Source organism: Pseudomonadota bacterium (assembly GCA_039818985.1).
Lineage (GTDB): Bacteria > Pseudomonadota > Alphaproteobacteria > Sphingomonadales > Sphingomonadaceae > Alterisphingorhabdus.
The window spans coordinates 1312028-1334479 of record JBCBSU010000001.1 but is presented as its reverse complement, the minus strand read 5'-3'; the positions used below and the strand labels follow the sequence as shown (position 1 = coordinate 1334479).

The 22452-nt window shown below is 57.3% G+C and carries 25 protein-coding genes and 1 tRNA gene; 8 read left to right on the top strand and 18 right to left on the bottom strand.

The window, feature by feature from the left end:
- Window positions 1-14 precede the first annotated feature (14 nt).
- Both hfq and hflX read left to right on the top strand, forming a co-directional pair.
- Complete coding sequence (gene hfq / locus AAFX04_06340; GenBank protein ID MEO1045040.1) at window positions 15-557, top strand: RNA chaperone Hfq; 543 nt, start codon at window positions 15-17, stop codon at window positions 555-557.
- A gap of 14 nt (window positions 558-571) precedes the next feature.
- Window positions 572-1927 carry a GTPase HflX gene (gene hflX, locus AAFX04_06335; GenBank protein ID MEO1045039.1) on the top strand — a complete coding sequence of 452 codons (1356 nt, stop codon included), beginning with the start codon at window positions 572-574 and terminating at the stop codon, window positions 1925-1927.
- Here the strand turns inward: hflX and mazG are convergent.
- From mazG to AAFX04_06285, 10 genes are read right to left on the bottom strand one after another with little or no spacing between them, the layout of a single operon-like run.
- The gene (gene mazG / locus AAFX04_06330) at window positions 1899-2699 is read right to left on the bottom strand and encodes a nucleoside triphosphate pyrophosphohydrolase (GenBank protein MEO1045038.1); all 801 of its coding nucleotides are present in this window, start codon (window positions 2697-2699) and stop codon (window positions 1899-1901) included. The genes hflX and mazG overlap by 29 nt on opposite strands.
- A 21-nt stretch (window positions 2700-2720) precedes the next feature.
- The gene (locus AAFX04_06325; GenBank protein ID MEO1045037.1) at window positions 2721-2990 is read right to left on the bottom strand and encodes a hypothetical protein; all 270 of its coding nucleotides are present in this window, start codon (window positions 2988-2990) and stop codon (window positions 2721-2723) included.
- Window positions 2987-3787, bottom strand: a complete 801-nt coding sequence (locus tag AAFX04_06320) for an MBL fold metallo-hydrolase (protein MEO1045036.1) — start codon at window positions 3785-3787, stop codon at window positions 2987-2989. The genes AAFX04_06325 and AAFX04_06320 overlap by 4 nt, the downstream gene beginning before the upstream one ends.
- Entirely contained in the window at window positions 3784-4560 is a 777-nt protein-coding gene (locus AAFX04_06315) for a TatD family hydrolase (protein ID MEO1045035.1), read from the bottom strand. The genes AAFX04_06320 and AAFX04_06315 overlap by 4 nt, the downstream gene beginning before the upstream one ends.
- Window positions 4560-6161 carry a methionine--tRNA ligase gene (gene metG, locus AAFX04_06310; GenBank protein ID MEO1045034.1) on the bottom strand — a complete coding sequence of 534 codons (1602 nt, stop codon included), beginning with the start codon at window positions 6159-6161 and terminating at the stop codon, window positions 4560-4562. The genes AAFX04_06315 and metG overlap by 1 nt, the downstream gene beginning before the upstream one ends.
- A 34-nt stretch (window positions 6162-6195) precedes the next feature.
- On the bottom strand, window positions 6196-7203 hold the full coding sequence (locus AAFX04_06305) for an AAA family ATPase (GenBank protein MEO1045033.1): 1008 nt from the start codon (window positions 7201-7203) through the stop codon (window positions 6196-6198).
- Window positions 7200-7841 (bottom strand): dTMP kinase, encoded by a 642-nt coding sequence (gene tmk, locus AAFX04_06300; GenBank protein ID MEO1045032.1) that lies wholly within the window; start codon window positions 7839-7841, stop codon window positions 7200-7202. The genes AAFX04_06305 and tmk overlap by 4 nt, the downstream gene beginning before the upstream one ends.
- Window positions 7838-8980 (bottom strand): D-alanyl-D-alanine carboxypeptidase family protein, encoded by a 1143-nt coding sequence (locus tag AAFX04_06295; protein ID MEO1045031.1) that lies wholly within the window; start codon window positions 8978-8980, stop codon window positions 7838-7840. The genes tmk and AAFX04_06295 overlap by 4 nt, the downstream gene beginning before the upstream one ends.
- Window positions 8981-9011: 31 nt before the next feature.
- Window positions 9012-10031 carry a septal ring lytic transglycosylase RlpA family protein gene (locus AAFX04_06290; GenBank protein MEO1045030.1) on the bottom strand — a complete coding sequence of 340 codons (1020 nt, stop codon included), beginning with the start codon at window positions 10029-10031 and terminating at the stop codon, window positions 9012-9014.
- Window positions 10015-11007 (bottom strand): lytic murein transglycosylase, encoded by a 993-nt coding sequence (locus AAFX04_06285; protein ID MEO1045029.1) that lies wholly within the window; start codon window positions 11005-11007, stop codon window positions 10015-10017. The genes AAFX04_06290 and AAFX04_06285 overlap by 17 nt, the downstream gene beginning before the upstream one ends.
- Window positions 11008-11228: 221 nt before the next feature.
- Here AAFX04_06285 and AAFX04_06280 point away from each other — a divergent pair.
- The 3 genes from AAFX04_06280 to AAFX04_06270 all read left to right on the top strand — a co-directional run bounded on the left by AAFX04_06280 (window position 11229) and on the right by AAFX04_06270 (window position 13908).
- Window positions 11229-11318: transfer RNA gene (locus AAFX04_06280), tRNA-Ser, on the top strand.
- A gap of 580 nt (window positions 11319-11898) precedes the next feature.
- Window positions 11899-13095 (top strand): S8 family peptidase, encoded by a 1197-nt coding sequence (locus AAFX04_06275; GenBank protein ID MEO1045028.1) that lies wholly within the window; start codon window positions 11899-11901, stop codon window positions 13093-13095.
- Window positions 13096-13122: 27 nt separating this feature from the next.
- Window positions 13123-13908, top strand: a complete 786-nt coding sequence (locus AAFX04_06270; protein MEO1045027.1) for a DUF6065 family protein — start codon at window positions 13123-13125, stop codon at window positions 13906-13908.
- A 15-nt stretch (window positions 13909-13923) separates the two neighbouring features.
- On the opposite strand, the gene AAFX04_06265 is transcribed toward AAFX04_06270, so the two are convergent.
- Window positions 13924-14220, bottom strand: coding sequence for a hypothetical protein (locus AAFX04_06265; GenBank protein ID MEO1045026.1), 297 nt, complete (start codon window positions 14218-14220; stop codon window positions 13924-13926).
- Between the two features lie 243 nt (window positions 14221-14463).
- On the opposite strand from AAFX04_06265, the gene AAFX04_06260 reads away from it, so the two are divergent.
- Window positions 14464-15408, top strand: a complete 945-nt coding sequence (locus tag AAFX04_06260; GenBank protein ID MEO1045025.1) for an alpha/beta hydrolase — start codon at window positions 14464-14466, stop codon at window positions 15406-15408.
- 41 nt (window positions 15409-15449) lie between these two features.
- Entirely contained in the window at window positions 15450-16043 is a 594-nt protein-coding gene (locus AAFX04_06255) for a peroxidase-related enzyme (protein MEO1045024.1), read from the top strand.
- A 24-nt stretch (window positions 16044-16067) separates the two neighbouring features.
- On the opposite strand, the gene AAFX04_06250 is transcribed toward AAFX04_06255, so the two are convergent.
- From AAFX04_06250 to AAFX04_06225, 6 genes are all read right to left on the bottom strand, one after another.
- Window positions 16068-16379: a hypothetical protein gene (locus tag AAFX04_06250; GenBank protein ID MEO1045023.1), complete on the bottom strand. Its 312-nt coding sequence runs from the start codon at window positions 16377-16379 to the stop codon at window positions 16068-16070.
- 101 nt (window positions 16380-16480) lie between these two features.
- On the bottom strand, window positions 16481-17704 hold the full coding sequence (locus tag AAFX04_06245) for an amino acid permease (GenBank protein MEO1045022.1): 1224 nt from the start codon (window positions 17702-17704) through the stop codon (window positions 16481-16483).
- A 17-nt stretch (window positions 17705-17721) separates the two neighbouring features.
- A complete protein-coding gene (gene lpdA / locus AAFX04_06240; GenBank protein ID MEO1045021.1) occupies window positions 17722-19116 on the bottom strand; it encodes a dihydrolipoyl dehydrogenase in 1395 nt (464 codons plus the stop codon).
- A complete protein-coding gene (locus tag AAFX04_06235) occupies window positions 19117-19542 on the bottom strand; it encodes a hypothetical protein (protein MEO1045020.1) in 426 nt (141 codons plus the stop codon).
- On the bottom strand, window positions 19539-19907 hold the full coding sequence (locus AAFX04_06230) for a hypothetical protein (GenBank protein MEO1045019.1): 369 nt from the start codon (window positions 19905-19907) through the stop codon (window positions 19539-19541). The genes AAFX04_06235 and AAFX04_06230 overlap by 4 nt, the downstream gene beginning before the upstream one ends.
- Window positions 19908-19963: 56 nt before the next feature.
- Entirely contained in the window at window positions 19964-21250 is a 1287-nt protein-coding gene (locus AAFX04_06225) for a pyruvate dehydrogenase complex dihydrolipoamide acetyltransferase (GenBank protein MEO1045018.1), read from the bottom strand.
- 140 nt (window positions 21251-21390) lie between these two features.
- Between AAFX04_06225 and AAFX04_06220 the strand changes: the two genes are divergently transcribed.
- Window positions 21391-21846 carry a universal stress protein gene (locus tag AAFX04_06220; GenBank protein MEO1045017.1) on the top strand — a complete coding sequence of 152 codons (456 nt, stop codon included), beginning with the start codon at window positions 21391-21393 and terminating at the stop codon, window positions 21844-21846.
- A 74-nt stretch (window positions 21847-21920) separates the two neighbouring features.
- Here the strand turns inward: AAFX04_06220 and AAFX04_06215 are convergent, their stop codons facing one another.
- The gene (locus tag AAFX04_06215; GenBank protein ID MEO1045016.1) at window positions 21921-22445 is read right to left on the bottom strand and encodes a peroxiredoxin-like family protein; all 525 of its coding nucleotides are present in this window, start codon (window positions 22443-22445) and stop codon (window positions 21921-21923) included.
- Window positions 22446-22452: the final 7 nt, after the last annotated feature.

Here is a 22452-nt window from a genome sequence, read left to right as displayed (position 1 = left end):
GATTATTGTTTGCTCTGGCGCTATTATGTGTCGGCACAAAGAAAACAAAGACCGGGGGTCAGATGACCGAAAAGGCAAAATCCTTACAGGATCTCTTCCTGAATTCACTGCGTAAAAGCCGCACACCAGTCACCATGTTTCTGGTCAAAGGTGTCAAACTGCAGGGCGTTGTCACATGGTTCGACAATTTCTCGATCCTGCTTCGCCGTGACGGGCAGTCGCAACTGGTGTATAAACACGCAATCTCGACGATCATGCCATCGCAACCGATGGATCTTGAGGTGTTTTACAACTATTCTGCCGAGACCAAGAGCAAGAACCGCAATCTGCAGGACATTTTCCTGACGGCGGTCCAGTCATCAGAAACCCCGGTGACGATGTTCCTTGTCAATGGTGTCATGCTGCAGGGCAATGTCGCCGCTTATGACCTTTTCTGCATGTTGCTGCAGCGCGATGGCATGGCGCAGCTGGCCTATAAGCATGCGGTGTCGACTGTACAGCCAGGTGGTCCGATCGATCTGACGGGTGAGTGGGAAGAGTCCCCTGCAGATGACTGACAGTAAAGTATTTTGTGAGTAACAGTTTTACCCCCACAGATGAACGTGAAGGCATTAGCCGCGGCGCGCGTGCGATCATCATCTATCCCGATATCGGCAACCACCCGGGCATAAGCCACCAAGAGCGCCTGGCCGAAGCGAAGGGGCTTGCAGAGGCGATTGCCATCAATGTCGTCGATATCAAGGCCTATAGCCTGCGTACCATCCGGCCCGCAACGCTGCTCGGCAAGGGCCAGCTTGATGAACTGGCAACGATGATCGCAGCGCACGAAGCCGAACTGCTGATTGTCGATGGCGCGCTGAGCGCAATCCAGCAACGCAATCTGGAGACCGAATTGGCGGTCAAGGTGATCGACCGGACCGGACTGATCCTCGAGGTATTCGGCGAACGCGCCGTAACCCAGGAGGGCCGGCTACAGGTCGAGTTGGCCCATCTCGACTATCAGGCGGGCCGTCTGGTGCGCAGCTGGACCCACCTTGAACGGCAACGCGGCGGCTATGGCTTTCTTGGTGGCCCGGGCGAGACCCAGATCGAGTCCGACCGCCGCATGCTCAATGAGCGTCGCGCCCGCTTGCGGCGCGAATTGCGCGAAGTTACCCGGACGCGTGGATTGCAGCGCAGCCGCCGCCAACGTCAGGGCTGGCCGCTAATTGCACTGGTGGGCTATACCAATGCCGGCAAGTCGACATTGTTCAACCGGCTGACCGACAGCGATGTCATGGCGCAGGACATGCTGTTCGCGACCCTCGACCCCACAATGCGTGCGGTCGAACTGCCGGGCATAGCAAAGTCTATTCTGTCCGACACGGTGGGGTTCGTCTCGGATCTTCCGACCCAGCTTATCGCCGCCTTTCGTGCCACGCTGGAAGAGGTATTGGCCGCCGATCTCATATTGCATGTACGCGATATCGCCGACCCGTTCAGCGCCGAACAGAAATCGGATGTCGAGGCGGTGCTGGCCGAAATTGGCGTAGTGCTACGCGGCAGAGAAGCGGGTGAGGGGACACCGGTTATCGAGGTGTGGAACAAGGCCGATCTGCTGGATATTGATGACCGGTCAGATATCGAATTGGCGATGCAGCAATCGCCTTATCCGGCGGTATTGGCCTCTGCGATGCAGGGGGAGGGTCTGGATCAGTTACGTGACGTCATGGCGGTAATGCTGCGCAGTGACGAAACTGTGGATACCGTTCGGATTCCGCTGAGTGACGGGCGCCAGATCGCCTGGCTGCACCAGCACGGCCATGTGCTGAACAGTGCGGAGCAGGGCGATTATTGCGATATCACTGTCGGCATGGCAGCGCCGGACTGGGCTCGCTTCTGGCGCATGCATCGCGCTGCTATGTCGGCTTTACCTCCGCACGCTTGACCGCCTGCCACAGGGCTTCCTGTGCTTCGAGCGACAGCGATTCAAACTCGCCCTTAGCTTCGGCCTCCATTGCCCTGAAACGTCGCTCGAACTTGCGATTGGCATCGCGCAGCGCGGTTTCGGGATCGACACCGTAATGGCGCACCAGATTAACCGCCGCGAAGAGCAGGTCACCAGCCTCTTCATGCTGTTCCTGCGGACTGTCGGCAGCGGCAAGCTCAGCGGTTTCTTCGGTCAGTTTATCGGAACAGCTCTCGGCATCGGGCCAGTCGAAACCGGTGCGCGCGGCCCGTTTCTGCAGTTTCTCGGCACGCATCAGCGCTGGTTGCGCCTGTGCGACGCCATCCAGCGCACTGGATAGGCCCTTGTCGCTGCGCTCGCGCTTCTTGATGTCTTCCCAATCCCATTGTTCGGCCGACTGATCCCCGTAAACATGCGGGTGACGCGCAATCATCTTGGCGCAGATGCCTTCTATCACCTGTTGCAGCGTGAAATGACCAGCCTCGCTGGCCATCTGGCTATGAAACACGACCTGAAGCAGCAGATCGCCCAGTTCGCCGCACAGGTCATCCATGTCCTTGCGATCAATCGCATCGGCAACCTCATAGGCTTCTTCGACCGTATAGGGCGCGATGCTGGCGAAATCCTGTTCGAGATCCCAGGGACAACCATCAATGGGATCACGCAATTGCTGCATGATGCGTGCCAGCGGTCTGATATCTGCGGAAACCGGTGCTGCGGGTTGTGAAAGGGGCTTGGTCTGCTCTGGCATCAGTGAATCCGATAATATATATTATGTTAAATTATGGATGGCATGATCCGGGGTAATGATCCATGGACCGTCCGACGCTTTCTCGTTCCCCGTTCGCGGTTCACTGCTGCTTCCTCCGACAAAGCTGCGATAAGCCGACACGGCGAGAAAAGCCGCGCCAAAAATCAGCACCCATATCGCAGCCATCTTTACTGCCTGACCAAGCGGTAACCGATAAGCCAGTAACGCGCTGCCCACCAGGACCAGTACGCCGACGCTGTGCACCAGATAGATACCATCCCATTCGCTCATAGCTCTGCCTTCCAGCCATCATAACCGACAATGGCGCGATTGCCGACTTCGGCGCACAGGCTACGATAGTCCATCGACTTGTCGAGATGAGTCAGCACCGCATGGCCGACAGCGGCGCGCTCGGCCAGATCCAGCGCCATGCCGAGATGTGCATGGGTCGGATGCGGTTCGCGGCGCAGGCAATCGGTGATGAGATAATCACAGCCTTTGTAGAACTGGACCATCTCTTCGGTTATAGCAGAAAAGTCGGTGGCATAGCCGACACTCTTGCCAGACTGTGACACCCGAAACCCCGTCGATTGCACCGGCCCATGTGGCTGATCGATAGCGGCAATTTCTACGCCGGGGAAGATGCTGACCGCATGGTCGCGCCCGGTTTTGCCGATCACCGCCATATCGGCGACGGTAACATAGCCATCCTCACCTGCAAAAATATAGCCGAAGCGGCGCTGCAGCGCATCGGCGGTATAGGGTCGACCAAAACCATGTAGCGGCTTGCCCTTGCGGCGATAGGTAAAGGGTCGAAGATCATCGATGCCGTGGCAATGATCGGCATGATCATGCGTCCACAGCACATGGCTGAGATCGCTAATGCCATGCGCAAGACATTGGTTACGCAGATCGGGCGCGGTATCGATCAGCAGGCCGATGGTCTCATCCGCCGAGGTTTCGATGGCGATATGCAGCGATACACGGCTGCGGCGGTTCTTTGGTTCATTCGGGTCGCAATCGCCCCAGTCATTGCCGATCCGCGGCACTCCGGCGGATGTGCCGCAACCGAGCAACGTCAGCTTCACGGACGCGCCTTGGTGAACAGCGCATAGAAATTCTGCGCTGTGGTTTCGAACAGCGCCTCGGGCTCTTCATTGCGCAACCCGGCGAGAAATTCGCCGGTATTGCGGACAAAGGCGGGTTCACCGCGCTTGCCGCGATGCGGCACCGGCGCCAGAAACGGCGCATCGGTCTCTATCAGCAACTTGTGTGATGGAATATCCTTGGCTACCTGCTGCAATTCACGGGCATTTTTGAAGGTCACAATGCCCGACAGCGACAGTGGAATATCCCATGCCAGCATCTGGTCGGCGAATTCCTTGCCGGCGGTGAAGCAGTGAATGAGGCAGGGGAACAGCCCCTTTTCACGCTCCTCGGCCAGGATCGCGGTCATATCGTCTTCGGCATCGCGCATATGTATGATCATCGGCAGTCCGGTCTCGCGCGCTGCAGCGATATGCAGGCGCATGCTGTCCTGCTGCCGCCCGCGATCGCTATGATCATAATAATAGTCCAGCCCGGTTTCACCGATGCCGACAACCCGCGGATGTTCCGAGGCTGCGATAAGCCGCTCCAGCGCCAGATCGGCATGATCATCAGCCTCGTGTGGATGGATGCCGACACTGGCCCAGACATCATCCTCACGCTCGGCGGTGGCGATGACGTCATCCCATTCGCTTTCGCGCGTCGAGATATTGAGCATGGCGGTGACCCCTGCTCCCCGCGCCCGCGCCAGCAATTCAGGCTGGTCTTCGGCCATGCCCTTATAGTTGAGATGACAATGCGAATCGACGAGCATCAGCCAGTATCCCCTGCTTCCTCGGCACCATCCGGCATTTCCAGTCGCGGAAAAATCGGCACTGGTTTGTCGAGGGTAAATTCGCCTGATGCGAGCGCCGCATACCAGCTTTCATCACCAAGGGCTGCAAAGTCGCGCTGATCAGCAGCAATACCCATCTGCTCAAGCAGCCTTTCTGCCGCCTCAGGTACCACCGGCTGAATGCAGATGGCCAGGTCGCGGATAGCGCGGAACAATGTCATCAGCACCATGCCCATGCGCTCCGGGTCGGTCTTTTTCAGCGCCCAGGGAGCCTGTTCATCAACATATTGGTTGCAGGCAAAGACCCCGCGACGCCAGGCATCGATAGCACCGGACAGATCGAATTGCGTAAAGGCTTGCGGGAAAGCCTTTTGCGTCGCCTCGGCGATGGTGGTCGCCAGTTCGGCATCGGCTGTATCGGCGACATAGTCCGTCACCAACCTGCCATCGAGATTCTTGTAGATCATCGAAAGCGTACGCTGCGCCAGATTGCCAAAGCTGTTGGCCAGATCAGCATTTGTCCGAGTAACAATCGCTTCTGCGGAATAGCTGCCATCTTTTCCGAAGACGACATCGGCGAGCAGAAAATAGCGCAGTTGGTCAACCCCGAAACTCTCAGCCAGCACCAAAGGGTCGACAACATTGCCCAGCGATTTCGACATTTTCTCACCGCGATTCAGCAGGAAGCCATGGCCGAAAACACGTTTTGGCAGCGGCAGACCCGCGCTCATCAGGAAAGCCGGCCAATAGACGCTGTGAAAGCGGACAATATCCTTGCCGATAATATGATTGATATCGCCATTTTCGGTCCAATAACGGGTGAAATCACCGCCGGTATAGGGGTAGCCGAGGCCGGTAAGATAATTGGTCAGCGCATCGACCCAGACATACATGACATGATTGTCGCTTCCAGGCACCTTCACGCCCCAGTCGAAACTCGTACGCGATACGCTGAGGTCTCTCAACCCGCCCTCGACAAAGCGGATCATCTCGTTGCGGCGATTGTCCGGCTGCAGAAATTCGGGATGATCGCGATAGAGATCGAGCAATGGCTGCTGATATTCTGACAGTCGGAAAAACCAGCTCTCCTCGGCGGTCCATTCGACCGGGGTGCCCTGTGGCGACAGCTTAACCGATTTGCCATCGGCATCTTCGTCTTCGATCAGTTCGCTTTCATCATAATAGGCCTCGTCGCGAACCGAATACCAGCCTTCATAACGGTCAAGATAAAGATCCCCATTGGCTTCCATCGCCTTCCAGATAGCCTGGCTGGCATCATGATGCGCCGCATCGGTGGTTCGCTGGAAAACATCATAAGAGATATTGAGCTTGTCGCACATATCCCTGAAAAGCTGGCTCATTGTATCGGCAAGCTGGCGCGGCGCAACACCCTGCTCCGCAGCTTTCTGCGCCATTTTCAGGCCATGCTCATCGGTTCCGGTCTGGAACCGGACATCGCGTCCGCGCAATCTCTGGAAGCGGGCAATGGCATCGGTCGCAATCGCCTCATAGGCATGGCCGATATGCGGCGGGCCATTGGGATAGCTGATCGCCGTCATGATGTAGAAAGGGTCCGACATGCCTCTTGCTTTCGCGCGTTACTGAATAAGCTGGTCAGCCGTCTCTAGTGGCAGCGACCGAGGCCAGCAAGCCGCCGATACGAAAAACCAGCGCCTGCGGATCATAATTATAACGCGGAAGCTCGGATGCAAGCTGCTCAATCTCGCTGCGTGCGCTGATACACGCCATGCGCTGTGCGCCCTTGCTGCGGCGCGCATGATCGGCAAGGATTTTCGGCAGGCGAGACAGAAATGCGCCGACGCGATCGACCGCCCCCTTCCCCGCCAACAGCGAGGCCAAGGTCAGGCGGTGGCGATGATCGTGATCCCCTTGATCGAGAATGGCATGCACTGCCTCAACCAAAGTCGCGACATCGGCATCGAGCAACCCGTTGATCCGTCCCGGAATGCCGCCAGCAGTATCAAGCAGGGCACGCGTCTGTTCGGCCGGTAGGTCAGGCTGCATCAGCGCTATCACCTGTTGCATTTGCTCGGGCGGTAGCGGATGGAATCGCATCATCAGGCAGCGCGAGCGGATGGTCGGCAGCAACCGGCCCGGACTGTGCGAGATTAGCAGGAAAACGGTATTCCTCGGCGGTTCTTCGAGCGACTTGAGCAGTGCATTGGCGGCATTGCGCTCGAGATCATCGACTGCATCGATGATGATCACCCGCTGGTCAGAGAGGCTAGGCCGGGTAACAAAACGCCGCTGCAGTGCCCGCACTTGGTCAATGCGGATGTTGCGACGGCATTCATAGACCTGTCCCTTTTCCTGCTTTTTGCGCTCGGTGTCGTTCTTCGCTTCGCGCTCGAGTTCGTGACAGTCGGGATGCGTTTTGGCATCAATCATTTGCCGCTGCGGTCCCGGCAATATATCGGTGTCAAACAGATCGGATTCTGGCGGCGCATTGGAGCCCAGCAATTGCGTCGCTGCATGGCGGGCAAAGAGATGCTTGCCCAGCCCCTGTGGTCCGGCAAGGATCCAGCCATGATGCATCTTGCCACTGCGGATAGCAGCGAGAAACTGGCGCTGGTTGGCATGATGTCCGATCAGTGGTGTCATGACGTCACATACCCGCGATCGTGCAATCCGGCCACTATGGCAGTATGCACATTTTCGGCGCTGTCAGCCGCATCGATCACCAGAAAACGCTCTGGTTCATTAGCAGCAAAGCGGGCAAAGGCTTCACTGACCTGGCGGTGAAAATCGGCATCACGGCGCTGAAACCGGTCATGGTCGCTGCCATCGCGCTGCTGGATGCGCGCAACAGCTTCGTGCTGGGAAATCTGCAGCAATATGGTGATATCGGGCATCAGCCCCTCACTGCCTATGCTGTGCAGCTGCATGATATCGCCATCATCCAGGCCCTGCCCTGCGCTCTGATAGGCGCGCGAACTGTCGACAAAGCGATCACATAATAGCCATTGCCCTGAAGCCATTGCCGGGCGGATCACCCGGGCGACATGATCGGCGCGCGCTGCGGCGAATAGCAGCGCCTCGCTGCGCGTGTTCCAGCGAGCATCAGCGCCGGACAGCAACAACTCGCGTATCGCTTCGGCTGCTGCCGTACCGCCGGGCTCACGGGTCACGACATGCGCGATATCAGCCATATCAAGATGCTCCGCCAGCAACCTGATCTGAGTCGATTTTCCTGCCCCTTCCCCGCCTTCGAACGCAATGAAGGGTGCGGCGCTGGTCACGCGCCGAACAATGCGGCCAGACCGTTCCAGATCCGCGCGAATATGCCCGCTTCTTCTACCGTTTCACCGGCAACAAGTGGCAGGGTCTGAGGATCCCCATCCTCTGGCGTGACAATCAGAGAGGCAATGCGATCACCGGCCTTGAACGGCGCCTTGATGGGCCCGTCATAGACAATCTTCATGCTATAGTCCGAGCCGCTGCGCGGCAGTGTCACCGCCAGATTGCGCGGTGCTACCAGCGATACGTTGCGCTCACTGCCAAGCTGCACCTCGGCATTGCCGACAATATCGCCGGCAGCAAAAAGCGTGTCCGATTTCCAGGCGCGGAAGCCCCAGTTGAGCAGCTGGACTGACTCGGCAATGCGGCCATTATAGGAATCCAGCCCTGCAACCACCATCATCAGGCGGCGGCCATTTTGTTCAGCGGTGCCGGCAAAGCCATAGCCGGCCTCTTCGGTATGGCCGGTTTTCAGTCCATCCGCGCCGCGTACCTTGCCAATCAACGGGTTGCGATTGCCCTGGGTAATGCCGTTCCAGCTAAATTCTTCCTGACCGTAAAAATCGCCATAAAGCTTGGGGAAATCACGTACCGTACGTGTACCGAGCTTCGCCAGATCGCGCGCCGTGACCTGGGTGCGCCCCTCATCGGGCCAGCCATTGCTGTTGCCGAAACGGCTGTTTGTCATGCCGATTCTGGCGGCGGCGTCGTTCATCATGTCGACAAAGGCACTTTCCGTGCCGGCAATTCCTTCTGCAAGCACGACGCACGCATCATTGCCAGACAGGGTGATAATGCCATGCAGCAAATCACCCACAGAGACCGATTGCCCTGCCTGAAGGAACATGGTCGAGCCCTGATTATTCCATTTCTGCCAGGTGCTGTCCTGCACCACAAATTCATCTTCCAGCGATATCTCGCCCTTTTCGATCATGTCGAAGGCGACATAGACCGTCATCATCTTGGCCATGGATGCCGGCGGAATCTTGCGATCGGCATCCTTATCGAGCAGGACGGCGCCCGATGACAGGTCGCTGAGATAGGCAATCGGAGCATCGCTGTCATATTGTGGCGAAGCGGCAAAGGCGGTACCAAAGAGCAACGCGCAAGACGCAGTGGTCAGCGAGAATGTACGGATCATGTTCATAATGGTTCAGAGACTCGGAAAAAGACTATCGGTCGGAGCGCAAAATTCGTGCATCCGAATAGCCATTTTGCCGCGCCCGTTGCAACCCGCTTTGCGCTTCAGTCGACGTCTTGTAGGGGCCGTAACGCACCCGCCACACACGACCATCCCGGCTTTGCGTCACCCTGGCGCCCAGCTGCTTTGCCAATGCATCGGCACGGGCCTTGGAACCGAAGGCCGCCACCTGCACGACAAAGCCGGTCGGCAAGGTTGTGCGTGCCGGGCCGGTCCAGTTTTCCGGGCGCTCAAGAAGCTGTTGGCCTCGTTTCTGGCCCTCGCCTTCGACGATGAAACGCCCGCTTCTGCTGCCACTTGCTGCCGGGGCTGCTGCTGGTGCCGGAGCCGGGGCAGCGGCCTGACGTGTTGCAGGCATTACCGGCCTGGGCAGCGGTTGCAGCTTCTTGCGCAATACGGTGAGCAGCCCTTCTGATGTCGGCGGCCGCTCAAAGGCCGGGCGGCCGCTACGCAACAGCGCACGGTCGCTCTCCGGCGGTGACACCCGCCGTACCCGGACACCTGCCACACCCTGTTCGGTAATGCCCAACTGATCAGCGGCGCCGCGCGACAGGTCTATCAACCGGTCATTGGCAAAAGGCCCGCGATCATTGACCCGCACGACGATGGTGCGTCCGGTATCCAGTGCCGTTACCTCGACATAGCTTGGCAGGGGCAAGGTCTTGTGCGCCGCGCTGATCGCTGCGGGTACGAATCTCTCGCCATTGGCCGTAGGGTTACCGGCCAGTTCTGCGCCATACCAGCTGGCATAGCCGACCTCGTCATAGTCGGTCACATCCTCGGGGATATATTGCTTGCCGCCAACATTATAAGGCTCGCCAATCTTTACCGGAATATCGCTCACCCCTGCCGACGGCGAAGCTATGGGCGGCGCCGGTTCGAGGCCATCGGGTGTCGAAGCACAGCCGGGAAGCAGGAAAACTGCGCTGAAAACCGCTATCTTCCCGGCCAGCAACGACGGCGTTGCGAATGCCCTAACTTGCGATTTCATCGGCCAGTAACCCCACTGATAATGCATAAAAATTCGAACAATTATAATCCAGAATAGCGCGATAATTGCCGGTGAGCAAATAGGCTGTCCTGCCCCGGCCATCGGGTTCCAACAAGGTCGCGAGAACATTATCGCCAAGCTGGCGCGCCGATATTGGCGCGACGCCCAGCCTGCGCCATTCACGGATAGTTTTCCACTCGCTGTGCCGGGCGAACACACGCGGGCAGCGCTGCGGCACGGTGCGGTTGGCAATGGCGTCGCGATCGAGGCTCGACGGCACCGCCACCGCCATCCCCCAGCGTTCGCCACGGCGCCATCCGGCATTGGAGAGATAGTTGGCGATCGACACCATTGCATCGGCCTCGCTGTTCCAGATATCGGCCTCACCATCACCATTGCCATCGGCGGCGAGCCGAAGATAGACCGAGGGCAGGAATTGCGGCTTGCCCATAGCGCCTGCAAAACTACCGGTCAGCCGGTCGCGGGGGACTCCCCGATCAATCATCTTCATCGCCGCGACAAATTCCTGCGAGAATAATGTACGCCTGCGACCTTCATAAGCGAGCGAGGCGAGCACACTGGGAATATCGAAATTGCCGGTATAGCCACCATAGTTGGATTCCTTGCCGTAAATGGCGAGGATGATCCCTGGTGGCACCCCGGTTTCGCGTTCGATACGATCGAAAATTGGCCGCAACTGGCGGTATTTTGACTGGCCCTGCGCCCGCTTGCCGATAATCGCCCGCTGCTCGTCCGATCCGGTAAAGGGCGGGATACGCCGATTGGGCCCTCCCCCCCCGCCTCGTGCGCGACGCTCTATGCGCAGTGCCGATTCGCTCAACCGCAACGTCGGTGCCACCCGGTCCAGCGTCACCTGTGATACGCCTTCCGCTCGCGCCTGTTGCAAGAGCTCAGGCAGATATTCGGAAAAACTGGTTGTGTTTTGCGCCGATGAGGTGGTTGTCAGCAGCGTCAATGAGGCGATTATGGCTGCTGTTATGCGCGTTGCCCGCCTAAGCCAGAGACCCGCAAAAGACCGTCGGCGTGATGATTTTGAATGATAATGCAATGTCATACCCGGTTATTGCCACAAAGCCCGGCAGAGCCAAAGTCTTTCCCCCTCAGCCGACCGCTTTCTGCGTCCTGCTGCAATTTGCTTTTGCAACTACTGCAATATGGCATTAGGGAAGCGACGCCGGACAGGTGGCAGAGTGGTCGAATGCACCGGTCTTGAAAACCGGCGAGGGTGCAAGCTCTCCGTGGGTTCGAATCCCACCCTGTCCGCCATTATTTTGATCTCGCGACAATTCGCTGCGCTCATGTCTCCGATGGGGCGGCCTTTCGGCCGACGCGCAGTCGCGCTTGCGAACCCTAATGGGCTCGAATCCCTGTCTCTCAGCCATTTCCCCGTTTCCTGTGTTGGAGATCACCAGGCTTACACGCCTTGTCCTCGCTGATGCTGGCCATGCTCTGCTCTATGGCATCATGACAATATGTCAATTATGTGCACTTCTTGTCAAAGCCAGGTTTCACTGACATTTCTGTAAGTAAAATATATATCCAGCGCCTGACAAGTGTGACCAATTTATACAATTGATTGACGTCTATTCTATACAATTCGTTTACAATATATAGTGAATATTGAAAGCAACTGCTGTTAACCAAATGATTTTTCTTATATATTTGCAAATGTAACAGAGTGTCTATATCATTGTTTATTGCGACTCCGCGGCGAATGTGATTCCCCAATCGATTCACGATAGAAACATTATGCGGAGCGTTCGGGTGTGGCATCCGCCACCGTGCATGCCGGAAGACCGGTACTGCAACGCGCATGATTGTAACCCAACTCATGAGAGGAAAGATCATGCCAAAATCTAAAGCAGACGAACGTAAACCGGTGATCATCACCTTCAAGCGCAAAGACAAGCGCTCGACAAAGGCTGACAAGCAGGAAATCCTGCAGGAGTCGGTCACGTCCGAGGTCCGGTTCCTGACTTCCAATGATTTCTCGAAACAGGCGCGCGCGGTCGGTTCGGGCGAGGAGCTCAGCGCGATCGGCTATGACGTCAATCGCTACCAGGCACCATTGCTGATGGCAAACCTCACCCAGTCCGAAATCGACAAGCTGAAGAAGAACAAGGACATCGCCCGTATCGAGGAAGACGGCAAGATGTACGCGCTTGATGATGCCGGTCCGCTGGCCCAGACGACACCGACCGGTGTCAGTCAGGTCAAGGCACCTGCGGCATGGCCGAGCAGCCAGGGTGAGGGTATCAAGGTGTTTATCTGTGATACCGGTATCGATTCCGACCATCCCGATCTGGTGGCCAATCTGCGGACCGGAAAGAGCTTTGTCACCAATGAGAGCTCCACCGAGGACTATCATGGCCATGGCACCCATTGTGCCGGTACAGTCGCTGCAGCGATGAACGATATCGGTGTGGTCGGAGTTGCGCCCTATGCCTATCTCTATCCCGTGAAGGTGCTCGCCAGCAATGGCAGCGGCAACTGGAGCTGGTTGATTGCTGCGCTCGACTGGATCATGGACAAGAAAGGCGCACGTGTCGCCAGTATGAGTCTGGGCGGCGGTGGCGCACCGCAGGCACTCGGCGATATGTGCGAGGCGGCCTATGATGATGGCGTACTGCTGGTTGCCGCGGCCGGCAACTCCGGTCATGGTGCCGATACGGTCGGTTTCCCGGCCCGTTATCCACATGTCATGTCGATATCCGCGGTCGATGATTCCGATATCATTGCAAATTTCTCCAGCACTGGCCCCTCGGTCGAAGTGTGCGCGCCTGGCGTGCAGGTGCTCTCGACAACACGGGGCGGCGGCTATGGCCGAATGAGTGGGACGAGCATGGCATGCCCGCATGTCTCGGGCGTGGCGGCTCTGGCCTGGGGCTCGCATCGCGGTGCCAATAACAAGCAGATCCGCTGGATCCTCAACACCTTTGTCGACAAGGTCGGTGATCAGGATCCGGAAAAATATGGCAAGGGCCGGGTCGATGCCAACACGGCTGCTTTCTATATCGGGAATGCTCCCGAGTTCGTGATCTGATCTCTACCGGCTGAACGGGGGCGGGATATGCAGCGTCAGGATTTCCGTATCGAGGTTATCGGTCTGGTTCCACGCTTTCATCGTCCCACCCCCGCTTCACCCCGCACCCGCGACAGCGTGCCCTCAGGCTATGGCACGCGCGAGCAATGCCGCCCCTTTGTTGCGGCAGCGGCGCTGGGTGTGACAATCCCCTCACCCTTTCGCTGGGGTTATTGCACCGCCGATGCCGTGCCTGCAGGCTGCCGCAAATTTCGCTCACCAATAGAAGGCGGATGTCCGGACCGGCTATTCTATGTTGAGGATGACGCCAAATATGGCTTTCACCGTAACCAGTTCACCATTTCCGATATTGTGCGAAGCGGTGCCGGTGATGTGGTCATTCCCGGACTGAGTTTCTTCAATCGCGAGGATCAGCAGCATTTCGTCAAGCTGCATCTACCCTATATTTTCCGCACTGATGAGGATGTCGGCCTGTTCTTCGACGCACCGGTCAATCGTGACAATGAAAATGGTCTCACGCCGCTCTCGGGTCTGGTCGAAACCGCATGGTATAGCGATGCGGTCAATCTTGTGCTGCAATTACCACCCATGCCGGGCGCGGTGCATATCGCCGCCGGCGATCCGATTGCACAAGCCTACCCAATGCCGATGGCGATCGTCAGAACCAGCCTGGATTTCCCGGAGCACCATCGCCGTGTGGTCCGTGATACATTTTCAGACATGGCCGCATGGCGGGCAAAGATCAAAGCCGATCGTTCCGCCTATAAAAAGATCGCCAAGGCGCAGTCCGGCAAAGCCGGTGCCGAAGACTGATAGCCTAAGCAATGACTATTGCTGTTCGGGAATTCCCATCATTCCGTCCGGTTCGATACGGCGAATGCCTTCGATCTTCGCCAGCGTCTGCAGACCTTTAAGCGTGACATTGCAGATGATGATCGGGGTGCTTTTCATTTCAGAGACAATTTCGACGCCGGGAAGCGCGATATCAGGACGCGCCGACTTTTTCTCATAGGTAATAATCACCCGCTCGACATGATCTGCATCGGCTTTGTGCTGCGCAAATTGCTGATACAGTACGTCACTCACCTGTGGCATATTACTGTCTCCTGGAGGCGCTTCGGCCATGGACATCCTATTCGGGCTTTCAGGCGTTTCACTCTCGGGGACCATGGGCACCGTATCGGTCTGTGCCGTCTGTGTCTGACTGCACCCCGGAGCGGTGCCAAGCATGATGCAACCGGCGAATGAGGAAAAAAGAAGTGCCTGTGCTTTGCTGTACATTACCGACTATCAAATCCCATAATTACCGGCACAATATACACTTTGCTTCAGCAAAAATGAAGGATTCACCGCGTGTTTGCCGCCTCCCTGAAAACAGAAAGCCAAGCATCTGACAGCCTTGAACAATTTAATATTGTTCAGCTTGGCGATGGGCGTGATCTTGCCTATGCCTTTTTTGGCGATCCGGATGGTTTTCCGGTTTTTTACTTTCACGGAACGCCGAGCAGCAGATTCGAGGCGGCTTTTGCCGACGATGCCGCATGCATACATCATATGCGCCTTGTCGCAGTTGATCGCCCCGGCTTTGGCCGTTCCAGCTTTCAACCTGAGCGCCGTTTTGTCGACTGGCCGGGTGATGTCATCGCTCTGGCTGATCACCTGAAACTGGAGACTTTCGGCATTGCAGGACATTCGGGCGCTGGACCACATCTCTTTGCCTGTGGTGTATCGATATCGCCTGATCGACTGGCATTTATCGGCGCCCTTGGCCCATGGGGTCCGATTGCGACAGCGGAAACCGCACACAGCCTCAATGCGCTGGACCGCGCCTATATGCGCATTGCACGGCATATGCCCTGGACAATGCGTGCTGCCTTTGCGCCCATGGGTTGGGCCATTCGCTACTGGCCAGACCTGTTCTTCACGATCATGAAAAACGCCGTGTCACGGGCGGATCGTATGGTGCTTGAAAACTCCGCGATGCGAACCCTATTCCAGACAATATTGTGCGAAGCCTTCCGCCAGGACAGCCGCGGTCCGGCATATGAAGCGGGCATTGCCTATCGCGACTGGGGGTTCGATATTGCCGATGTACAGGTTCCGACCTGTATCTGGTTGGGTGAAGAGGACATTTTCGTGCCTCAGGCCATGGGCCACCACATGGCAGAGAATATAGCCAATATCGAGTTCCACTTCGTCCCCGGCAAAGGCCATTTCAATATCGAGAACTGGGACGATATATTTGCTGCATGCGCGCGCCACATATCGGGGCACGTATCTTCAGCCTTGCCTCCGGAGACACTCTCGCCCTAGCCTTGGCCCGATATCCGCATATGCATCAGGGAGAAACCGCTATGGCAGGACGCATCCACCCGCCCGAAACTATTGGTGCCGAAAGTGCCCGGATAGTGGCGATGGCTGAAGCGGTGATGGGCTTCACCCCCAATTCGATGCTGGTCATGGCGCATCGGCCTGACCTGCTCAGCGGTTTCGCCCAGCTGATGCAATCGGTTTACGGCCCGGCGTCGACACTGGCACCCGATCTGCGCCAGCTTATCGCCTATGCCGTAAGCAGTGCCGCCGGATGTCTCTATTGCCAGGCGCACACTGCCCATGGGGCGCACCGGGCGCAGGTGGATGAAGCCAAGCTCGCCGCGATCATCGATTATCACGCTTCACCGCTTTACAGCGATGCGGAAAAGGCGGTGCTCGATCTTGCCTTTGCTGCGGGGCAGCACCCCAATGGTGCGACCGACGCACATTTTGCTGTGCTGAAAGCGCATTTCTCCGATGCCGAGATCGTCGATATCGTCTCGGTGATCGCCATGTTCGGCTTTCTCAACCGATGGAATGACACATTGGCAACACCGCTGGAGGCGCATCCGCGTGAATTTGGCGAGCGTGTATTGCAGGATGCCGGCTGGCACCCCGGAAAGCATCGCGCATGAGAAAACGCCTTACCGACGCAAAAATCAGGTTTCTTTCGACGGACGGGTATTTGACTGCTGCATGTCGTCATAGCCATTGACCATGGCGTTCATGACGCTGTCAGCCTCTTCCCTCGCATATTCCTGGGCTTCTTCAGGGGTCGAGCCATAGGCGACTTCGTCCTTGGCAAGAGCCTCGATATAGGCACTGCGCTTTTCCAGACACGCCCCTTGGGCAGCCTTTTTGAATGCGCGGGTACCGGTCTTCTTGTCGAGATGCTCGATCGTTACATCGACCATGCAATTGGAATAATCCTTGCGTAAGGAATCCAGATCTCCGGCCTGTGTAACCAGCATGAGTGCTATCAAGCTGCTAAACATTGTTCACGCCCTCCTTCTGGCGGCAGCATAATCCAAATATCGATGCCGGAAAAGAGAATATAGCCGATTTTACGATGCTATCCGGCAACTGAAAGCTGCGCGGTCAGCAGGACAAGGCTGAACAGCAATCCGGCAACAGGTACCAGCAGCGGATAGCTGGCAATATCGTCACCACTGGCCCTGCCGGTCAGCTTAAGCCTGATCAGCGCGGCGTTGATCAGCACGAATACGCACAGGGTGATGAAGCTTGTGGCGCCGGCCAATGTGCCGGTCGGGAAGAACATGGCGAGCAGCAGGACAACCGCTCCGGAAAAGAATGTCGCCATAATCGGCGTGCGCGTTTTCGCATTGACCGCAGCCAGCCAGGCCGGTGCACCGCCACGGCGCTTGCCGAGATCATGGATGACCCGCGCCGCCATGACAATCTGTGCCAGCGCGCCATCGACGATCACCAGCAGGCCCAATATGGCCAGAAAGCTGCCATCATAGCCGCTGGCACGCATGACTTCGACCAGTGGTGCGCTTGTCGCTGCCAGCGCGTCCGGCGAGAGTGTCGATACTGCCACAAGCGCGACCGCGCAGTAGAAGAACAGCGACACGCCCATGGCGATAATGATAGCGCGGGGCAGTGAACGTTTGACGTCCTGCACCTCTTCGCCCAGGGTCACCAGATCCTCGAAGCCAATAAAGGCGTAGAAGGCGAGGAAGCTGCCGAGCAAGACGCCCATCGCCCAGCCCGTGCCGTCGCCGAGCCCGCTCACCGCCCGTTCCGGATAGTTGATGACATTATCGCCAGCAACAAACAGAACGATCACCAAGCCCAGCAAACCAGCCCCGGTGCAGATCAGCATGAACCATATCGACTCCTTGATCCCGATGGCGGCGATGGTGGTCAGCGCGATCAGAAGCAGTGGGATCGAGACATTTGGCGGGATTGGCAGGAAAGCCATGAGATATCCGGCAAAACCGGTGGTAATGGTCGCCGAGGACACCAGACCGGCGGCGATAACCGCCCAGGCAGTGATCCAGGTCAGCCAGCGCTGCCCAAAAGCGGTATCGATATACACCGCCGACCCGCCGCTTTGCGGGAAACGCGCGCCCAGCTCGGCATAGCTGAGCGCACTGAACCCGGCAGCAATGGCGGCGAAGAGAAAGGCCAGCGGCGCCAGATAGCCCGCTTCACCGGCAATTTCACCGATAACAACATAAATGCCCGCACCAAGGATGGTTGCGAGACTGTACACCGCGAGCATATTGGGTGTGACCACGCGGGCAAGTTGTTTGTCCTGCTCTCCCGCCATGGCTCCTCCGCGATCAGCTACATATGCAATGTGCGTCCATAGGCTGATAGCACAGATTCATGCATCATTTCAGAAAGCGTTGGATGCGGGAAGACGGTGTGCATCAATTCTTCCTCGGTGCTTTCGAGCTGACGGGCAATGGCATAGCCCTGGATCAGTTCGGTGACTTCAGCCCCGATCATATGCGCCCCGAGCAGTTCGCCGGTCTTGGCATCGAATACGGTTTTGATAAAGCCATCGGCCTCGCCCAGCGCAATCGCCTTGCCATTGCCGATAAAAGGGAAATTGCCGATTTTCACCTCATGCCCGGCTTCTTTGGCCTTGGCCTCTGTCAGGCCGACTGAGGCGACTTGTGGGCGCGAATAGGTGCAGCCCGGAATATTCCAGGTGTCGAACGGATGCGGGTTGAGCCCCGCCATATGCTCAATCGCGACAATGCCCTCATGGCTGGCCTTATGCGCCAGCCATGGCGGGCCGGTAACATCGCCAATGGCGCGAATACCCTTCACATTGGTGCGGCCAAAGCCATCCACCTTGATATGGCCGCGATCGGTCTCAACACCGAGCGCTTCGAGTCCGATATTCTCGGTATTGGGAGCGATACCGATAGCAACAATGGCATGGCTGAAATCATGGGCTGTCGTCTTACCGTCCTTGGTCTTGATCTTGGCGGTGACACCCTTGCCGCTGGTTTTGAGCTCCTCAACCCCTGCCCCGGTGAGGATGGTCATACCCTGTTTTTTCAGCGTCTTTTCCATATGTGCGCTGATATCTGCATCCTCGACCGGCAATATGCGGTCGAGCATTTCGACGATGGTGACTTCGGCGCCCATATCGCTGTAAAAGCTGGCAAATTCGACTCCGATCGCACCAGAGCCGATAACCAGCAGCTTCTCCGGCATCACCTCGGGTGTCATCGCATGACGATAGGTCCAGATACGCTTGCCATCGGCCTCAGCAAAAGGCAGGTCGCGTGCCCGCGCGCCGGTGGCGACGAGGATTTCCGGCGCTTCCAATTCACGGGTCTGGTCACCCTGTGTCACTGACAGTTTGCCGACACCCGTAATGGTACCAGTACCTTCAACCACAGTAATCTTGTTCTTCTTCATCAGCGTTTTGACGCCAGCATTGAGTTGCCCGGACACCCTACGCGAGCGCTGAACGATCTTGTCGAGCTCAAAACCCGCCTTTTCGACCTTCAGGCCATAGGCATCGGCATGGCTCATATAATGGAAGATTTCCGAGGTGCGCAGCAGTGCCTTGGTCGGGATACAGCCCCAGTTGAGGCAGATACCGCCAAGCCGCTCACGCTCGACAATCGCGACATTCATCTTCAATTGTGCCGCGCGGATGGCAGCAACATAGCCACCGGGGCCGGAACCGAGGACGATTAGATCAAATTTTTCCGCCATTTATGTAATTCCTATATGCTTTACAGCCCAGTCTGACATTCGCCATAACACACCCCATAGGCCTCCCAGCAAGAATACGAGCAGCAGCGGTGGCAAAACACTTTTTGGGGGTTGGCCCTGGCGATTTTTTCTTCTTTTTTCTCTGTTGATGAATAGCAAAGCTGAGCAAAAAATCAGAACAATTGATGCTGCGACTATGGGAATGATAATGTCCGCCATATCCGGGTTACGATCAGCGCCTACTATGGCCTCCAGCGGAAGCAAGAATACCAGCGCCGCAAAAGTCAGTGGCAGCGTGTAGAAAAGTGGCAACATCAGGACGAGTGGGGCCTCTTTCTGTTTGCTTAATCCGGTAAATATTACAAATGGTACCCATAGGGTTATTACAAATATCCCTACCCGCATGAATAAAGTGGCCAAGATCACGAACCAATCGCTCCTGATAATTCGACCAGCCATTCGGTAAGCCGCCAAAGCACGCCCCAAATCGCGCCCATCAATACCCAGAAAACAAAGCCAGCCCAATCATTCCATTTGCCTTTGGAAAGTCTGTCCGTGAGGCTGGAAATTTCGCCCTTCTGCGCTATCGCGAGGGTTACGAAGAATACCAACGTCCCGCCAATGACTGGAATAGCAATATTCTTGAGTGCGGATTGGCCAATGTGATCTAGATAATATTCAGCCGGGACAAACAGTAAAAGCGCCCCTATTATGGCTGGAATGGCTCCAAAAAACGGTATCAGCACCACCATCATGCTGTTTTGTTGCTTGCTAAAAGATGCGAACAGCATGATTGGTAGACAGAACAGCACGATGCTTATCGCAACTCTGGCCAATATAATTAGCATCAAGCAACAAGTGCCATCGGGCTTTCAATCAACTGCTTCAGCGCCTGCATCAGCTCTGCCCCATCTGCACCATCAATAGCGCGATGATCAAAGCTGCCGGTGGCACTCATTATTGTGGCGATTTGTAAGGAATCATCGATCACCGCCGGGCGCCTCTCCCCTGCCCCGACCGCGAGGATCATGCCCTGGGGCGGGTTGATCACCGCATCAAACTGGGTAATGCCAAACATACCCATATTGGAAATGCTCGCCGTTCCGCCCTGATATTCATGCGGTTGCAGCTTGCCGTCGCGCGCCTTGCCCGCCAGTTCCTTCATCTCGGTTGAGATGGCGGAGAGCGATTTGGTGTCGGCTTCCTTGATGATCGGCGTGATCAGGCCCGAAGGTGCGGCGACCGCAACCGAGATATCGGCACGCTCATAAGTGATAAGCTGGTCGCCAGCAAAGCTGACATTGCATTTCGGCACTTCCATCAGCGCCTTGGCCAGCCCCTTGATCAGCAGGTCGTTGACCGACAGCTTGATGCCCTTGGTCTCGAGCGCGCCGTTCAGTTCTTTGCGCAGCTTGAGCAGCGCATCGAGACGAATGTCAAGCGTGAGATAGATATGCGGTACCGTCTGCTTCGCCTCGGTCAGGCGACGGGCAATGACCTTGCGGACATTGTTGAGCTTCTCGGCGCTGTACGGAATATCGGTGACAAATTCGCTCGGTGCCGTAGTCGGTACACGCGTTGTAGCTTCTGCGGCAGGCGCGGCGCTGGCGATCACCGGCTGTGCCTGTTCGACATCGGCCTTGATAATCCGTCCCTTGGGACCGGAGCCACTGATCTGCTTGAGATCAAGCCCCTTATCGGCGGCGATACGCCGCGCCAGCGGACTGGCCTTGACCCGCTCGGACCCTGAGCTCGCAGGCGCTAGAGCGGGAGCCGGGGCGGCAGCAGGCACGGGCGCAGTTTCTTCCTCTGCCGGCGCTTCGGTCGCCGCTGGGGCCGCAGCGGGCGCAGCACCGCCAAGCTGCATCGCCGCAGCCTCGGCAATATCTTCGCCATCCTCGGCGAGCACGGCAATCGTCTCGCCCACCGCGACGTTCTCGCTGCCCTCGGCAATGATGATCTTGGCGATCACGCCCTCATCGACTGCCTCGAATTCCATTGTCGCCTTGTCGGTCTCTATCTCCGCCAGCAGATCACCGCTGGTCACTTCATCGCCTTCCTTGACCAGCCATTTGGCCAGCGTACCTTCCTCCATTGTCGGAGAAAGCGCAGGCATTTTCAGCGCGATGGGCATGGTATGACCTCTTTCGTTCGGGGAGGAAGCAGATTGACCGCCCTTCTGTCGTTTCGACCCTTATATGGTCAAGTCCATATCCCTTGCCACAAGGCGTTTTTTCGCACAATCTGCAAATGCTGCCCGCACCGGAGAAGATCATGCGTAAATATCTCGTCGTTATCGATGAAACGCCCGAGGCCCGGATTGCCTTTCGCTTCGCCTCGCGCCGGGCGGAAAAGACCAATGGCGCGCTGCACATTCTGGCGCTGGTGCCGAAAGAGGATTTCGTTGCCTGGGGCGCTGTTCAGGCGACCATTGCCGATGAGGCCGAGCGCCGCGCCGAGGCGCTGGTCGCCGGTGTAGCGGGCGATTATTTCAGCCAGTCGGGCAAGCGCCCGGCCATTGCGGTGATGCAAGGCGATGCGGTCGAAAGTCTGAAGAAATTTCTCAGCGAGCATGATGATATTACCGCGCTGGTGCTGGGCGCAGCGGCGAGCGGTGCGCCTGGTCCGCTGGTCAGCCATTTCGCCGCCAGCCAAGCCGGGTCACTGCCCTGTCCAGTGATGGTGATACCCGGAGGATTGGGCAATGAGGAAATCGACCGGCTGAGTTGAGCGCGACTTGAGAGAAATAGCGGAGCCGGCTATTCGCCGCGTGCAAAACGGCTCCGCCATATGCTGCAATCAGATCAGGCAGCGACTTCACCGCGTGCCGGATAACCATGCTCCAGCGCATAATCAATGCCCTGGATCAGTTCACCCAGCGGCGGCCGGGTAAACGGCATGGTCTGGACGCTGCCGAAATAAAGGGTTCCGTCAGGGCGAACCAGAAACAGGCCCGGCTCGGAGAAACGCTGCGGTTCATTGTCGTTGATGCCGTCGGAGAGATAGAGGCCGAAGCTGCGCGCCTGTTCTTCGGTCAGACCATAGCCGAGCGTCAGTGCGTCAATCCGCCATTTCCCGGCGGTTTCACGAGCTCGTTCCTCACTGTCCATGCTGATCGCCACCGCCTTGATGCCGCGCTCTTCCAGTTCGGGAAGCTTGCGCTGCAGTTCGCTGAGCTGGCCGCGACAAATCGGGCAATGCAGCCCACGATAGAACAGGATTAGGGTGAAATTCTCAGCCTGACTATCGGCCAGAGTAAAATCCCCGCTCTGCACGGTGGGAACCGAAAGCGCCGGTACGGGCTGTTTGGGAAGCAATTGGGTCATCATCTATCTC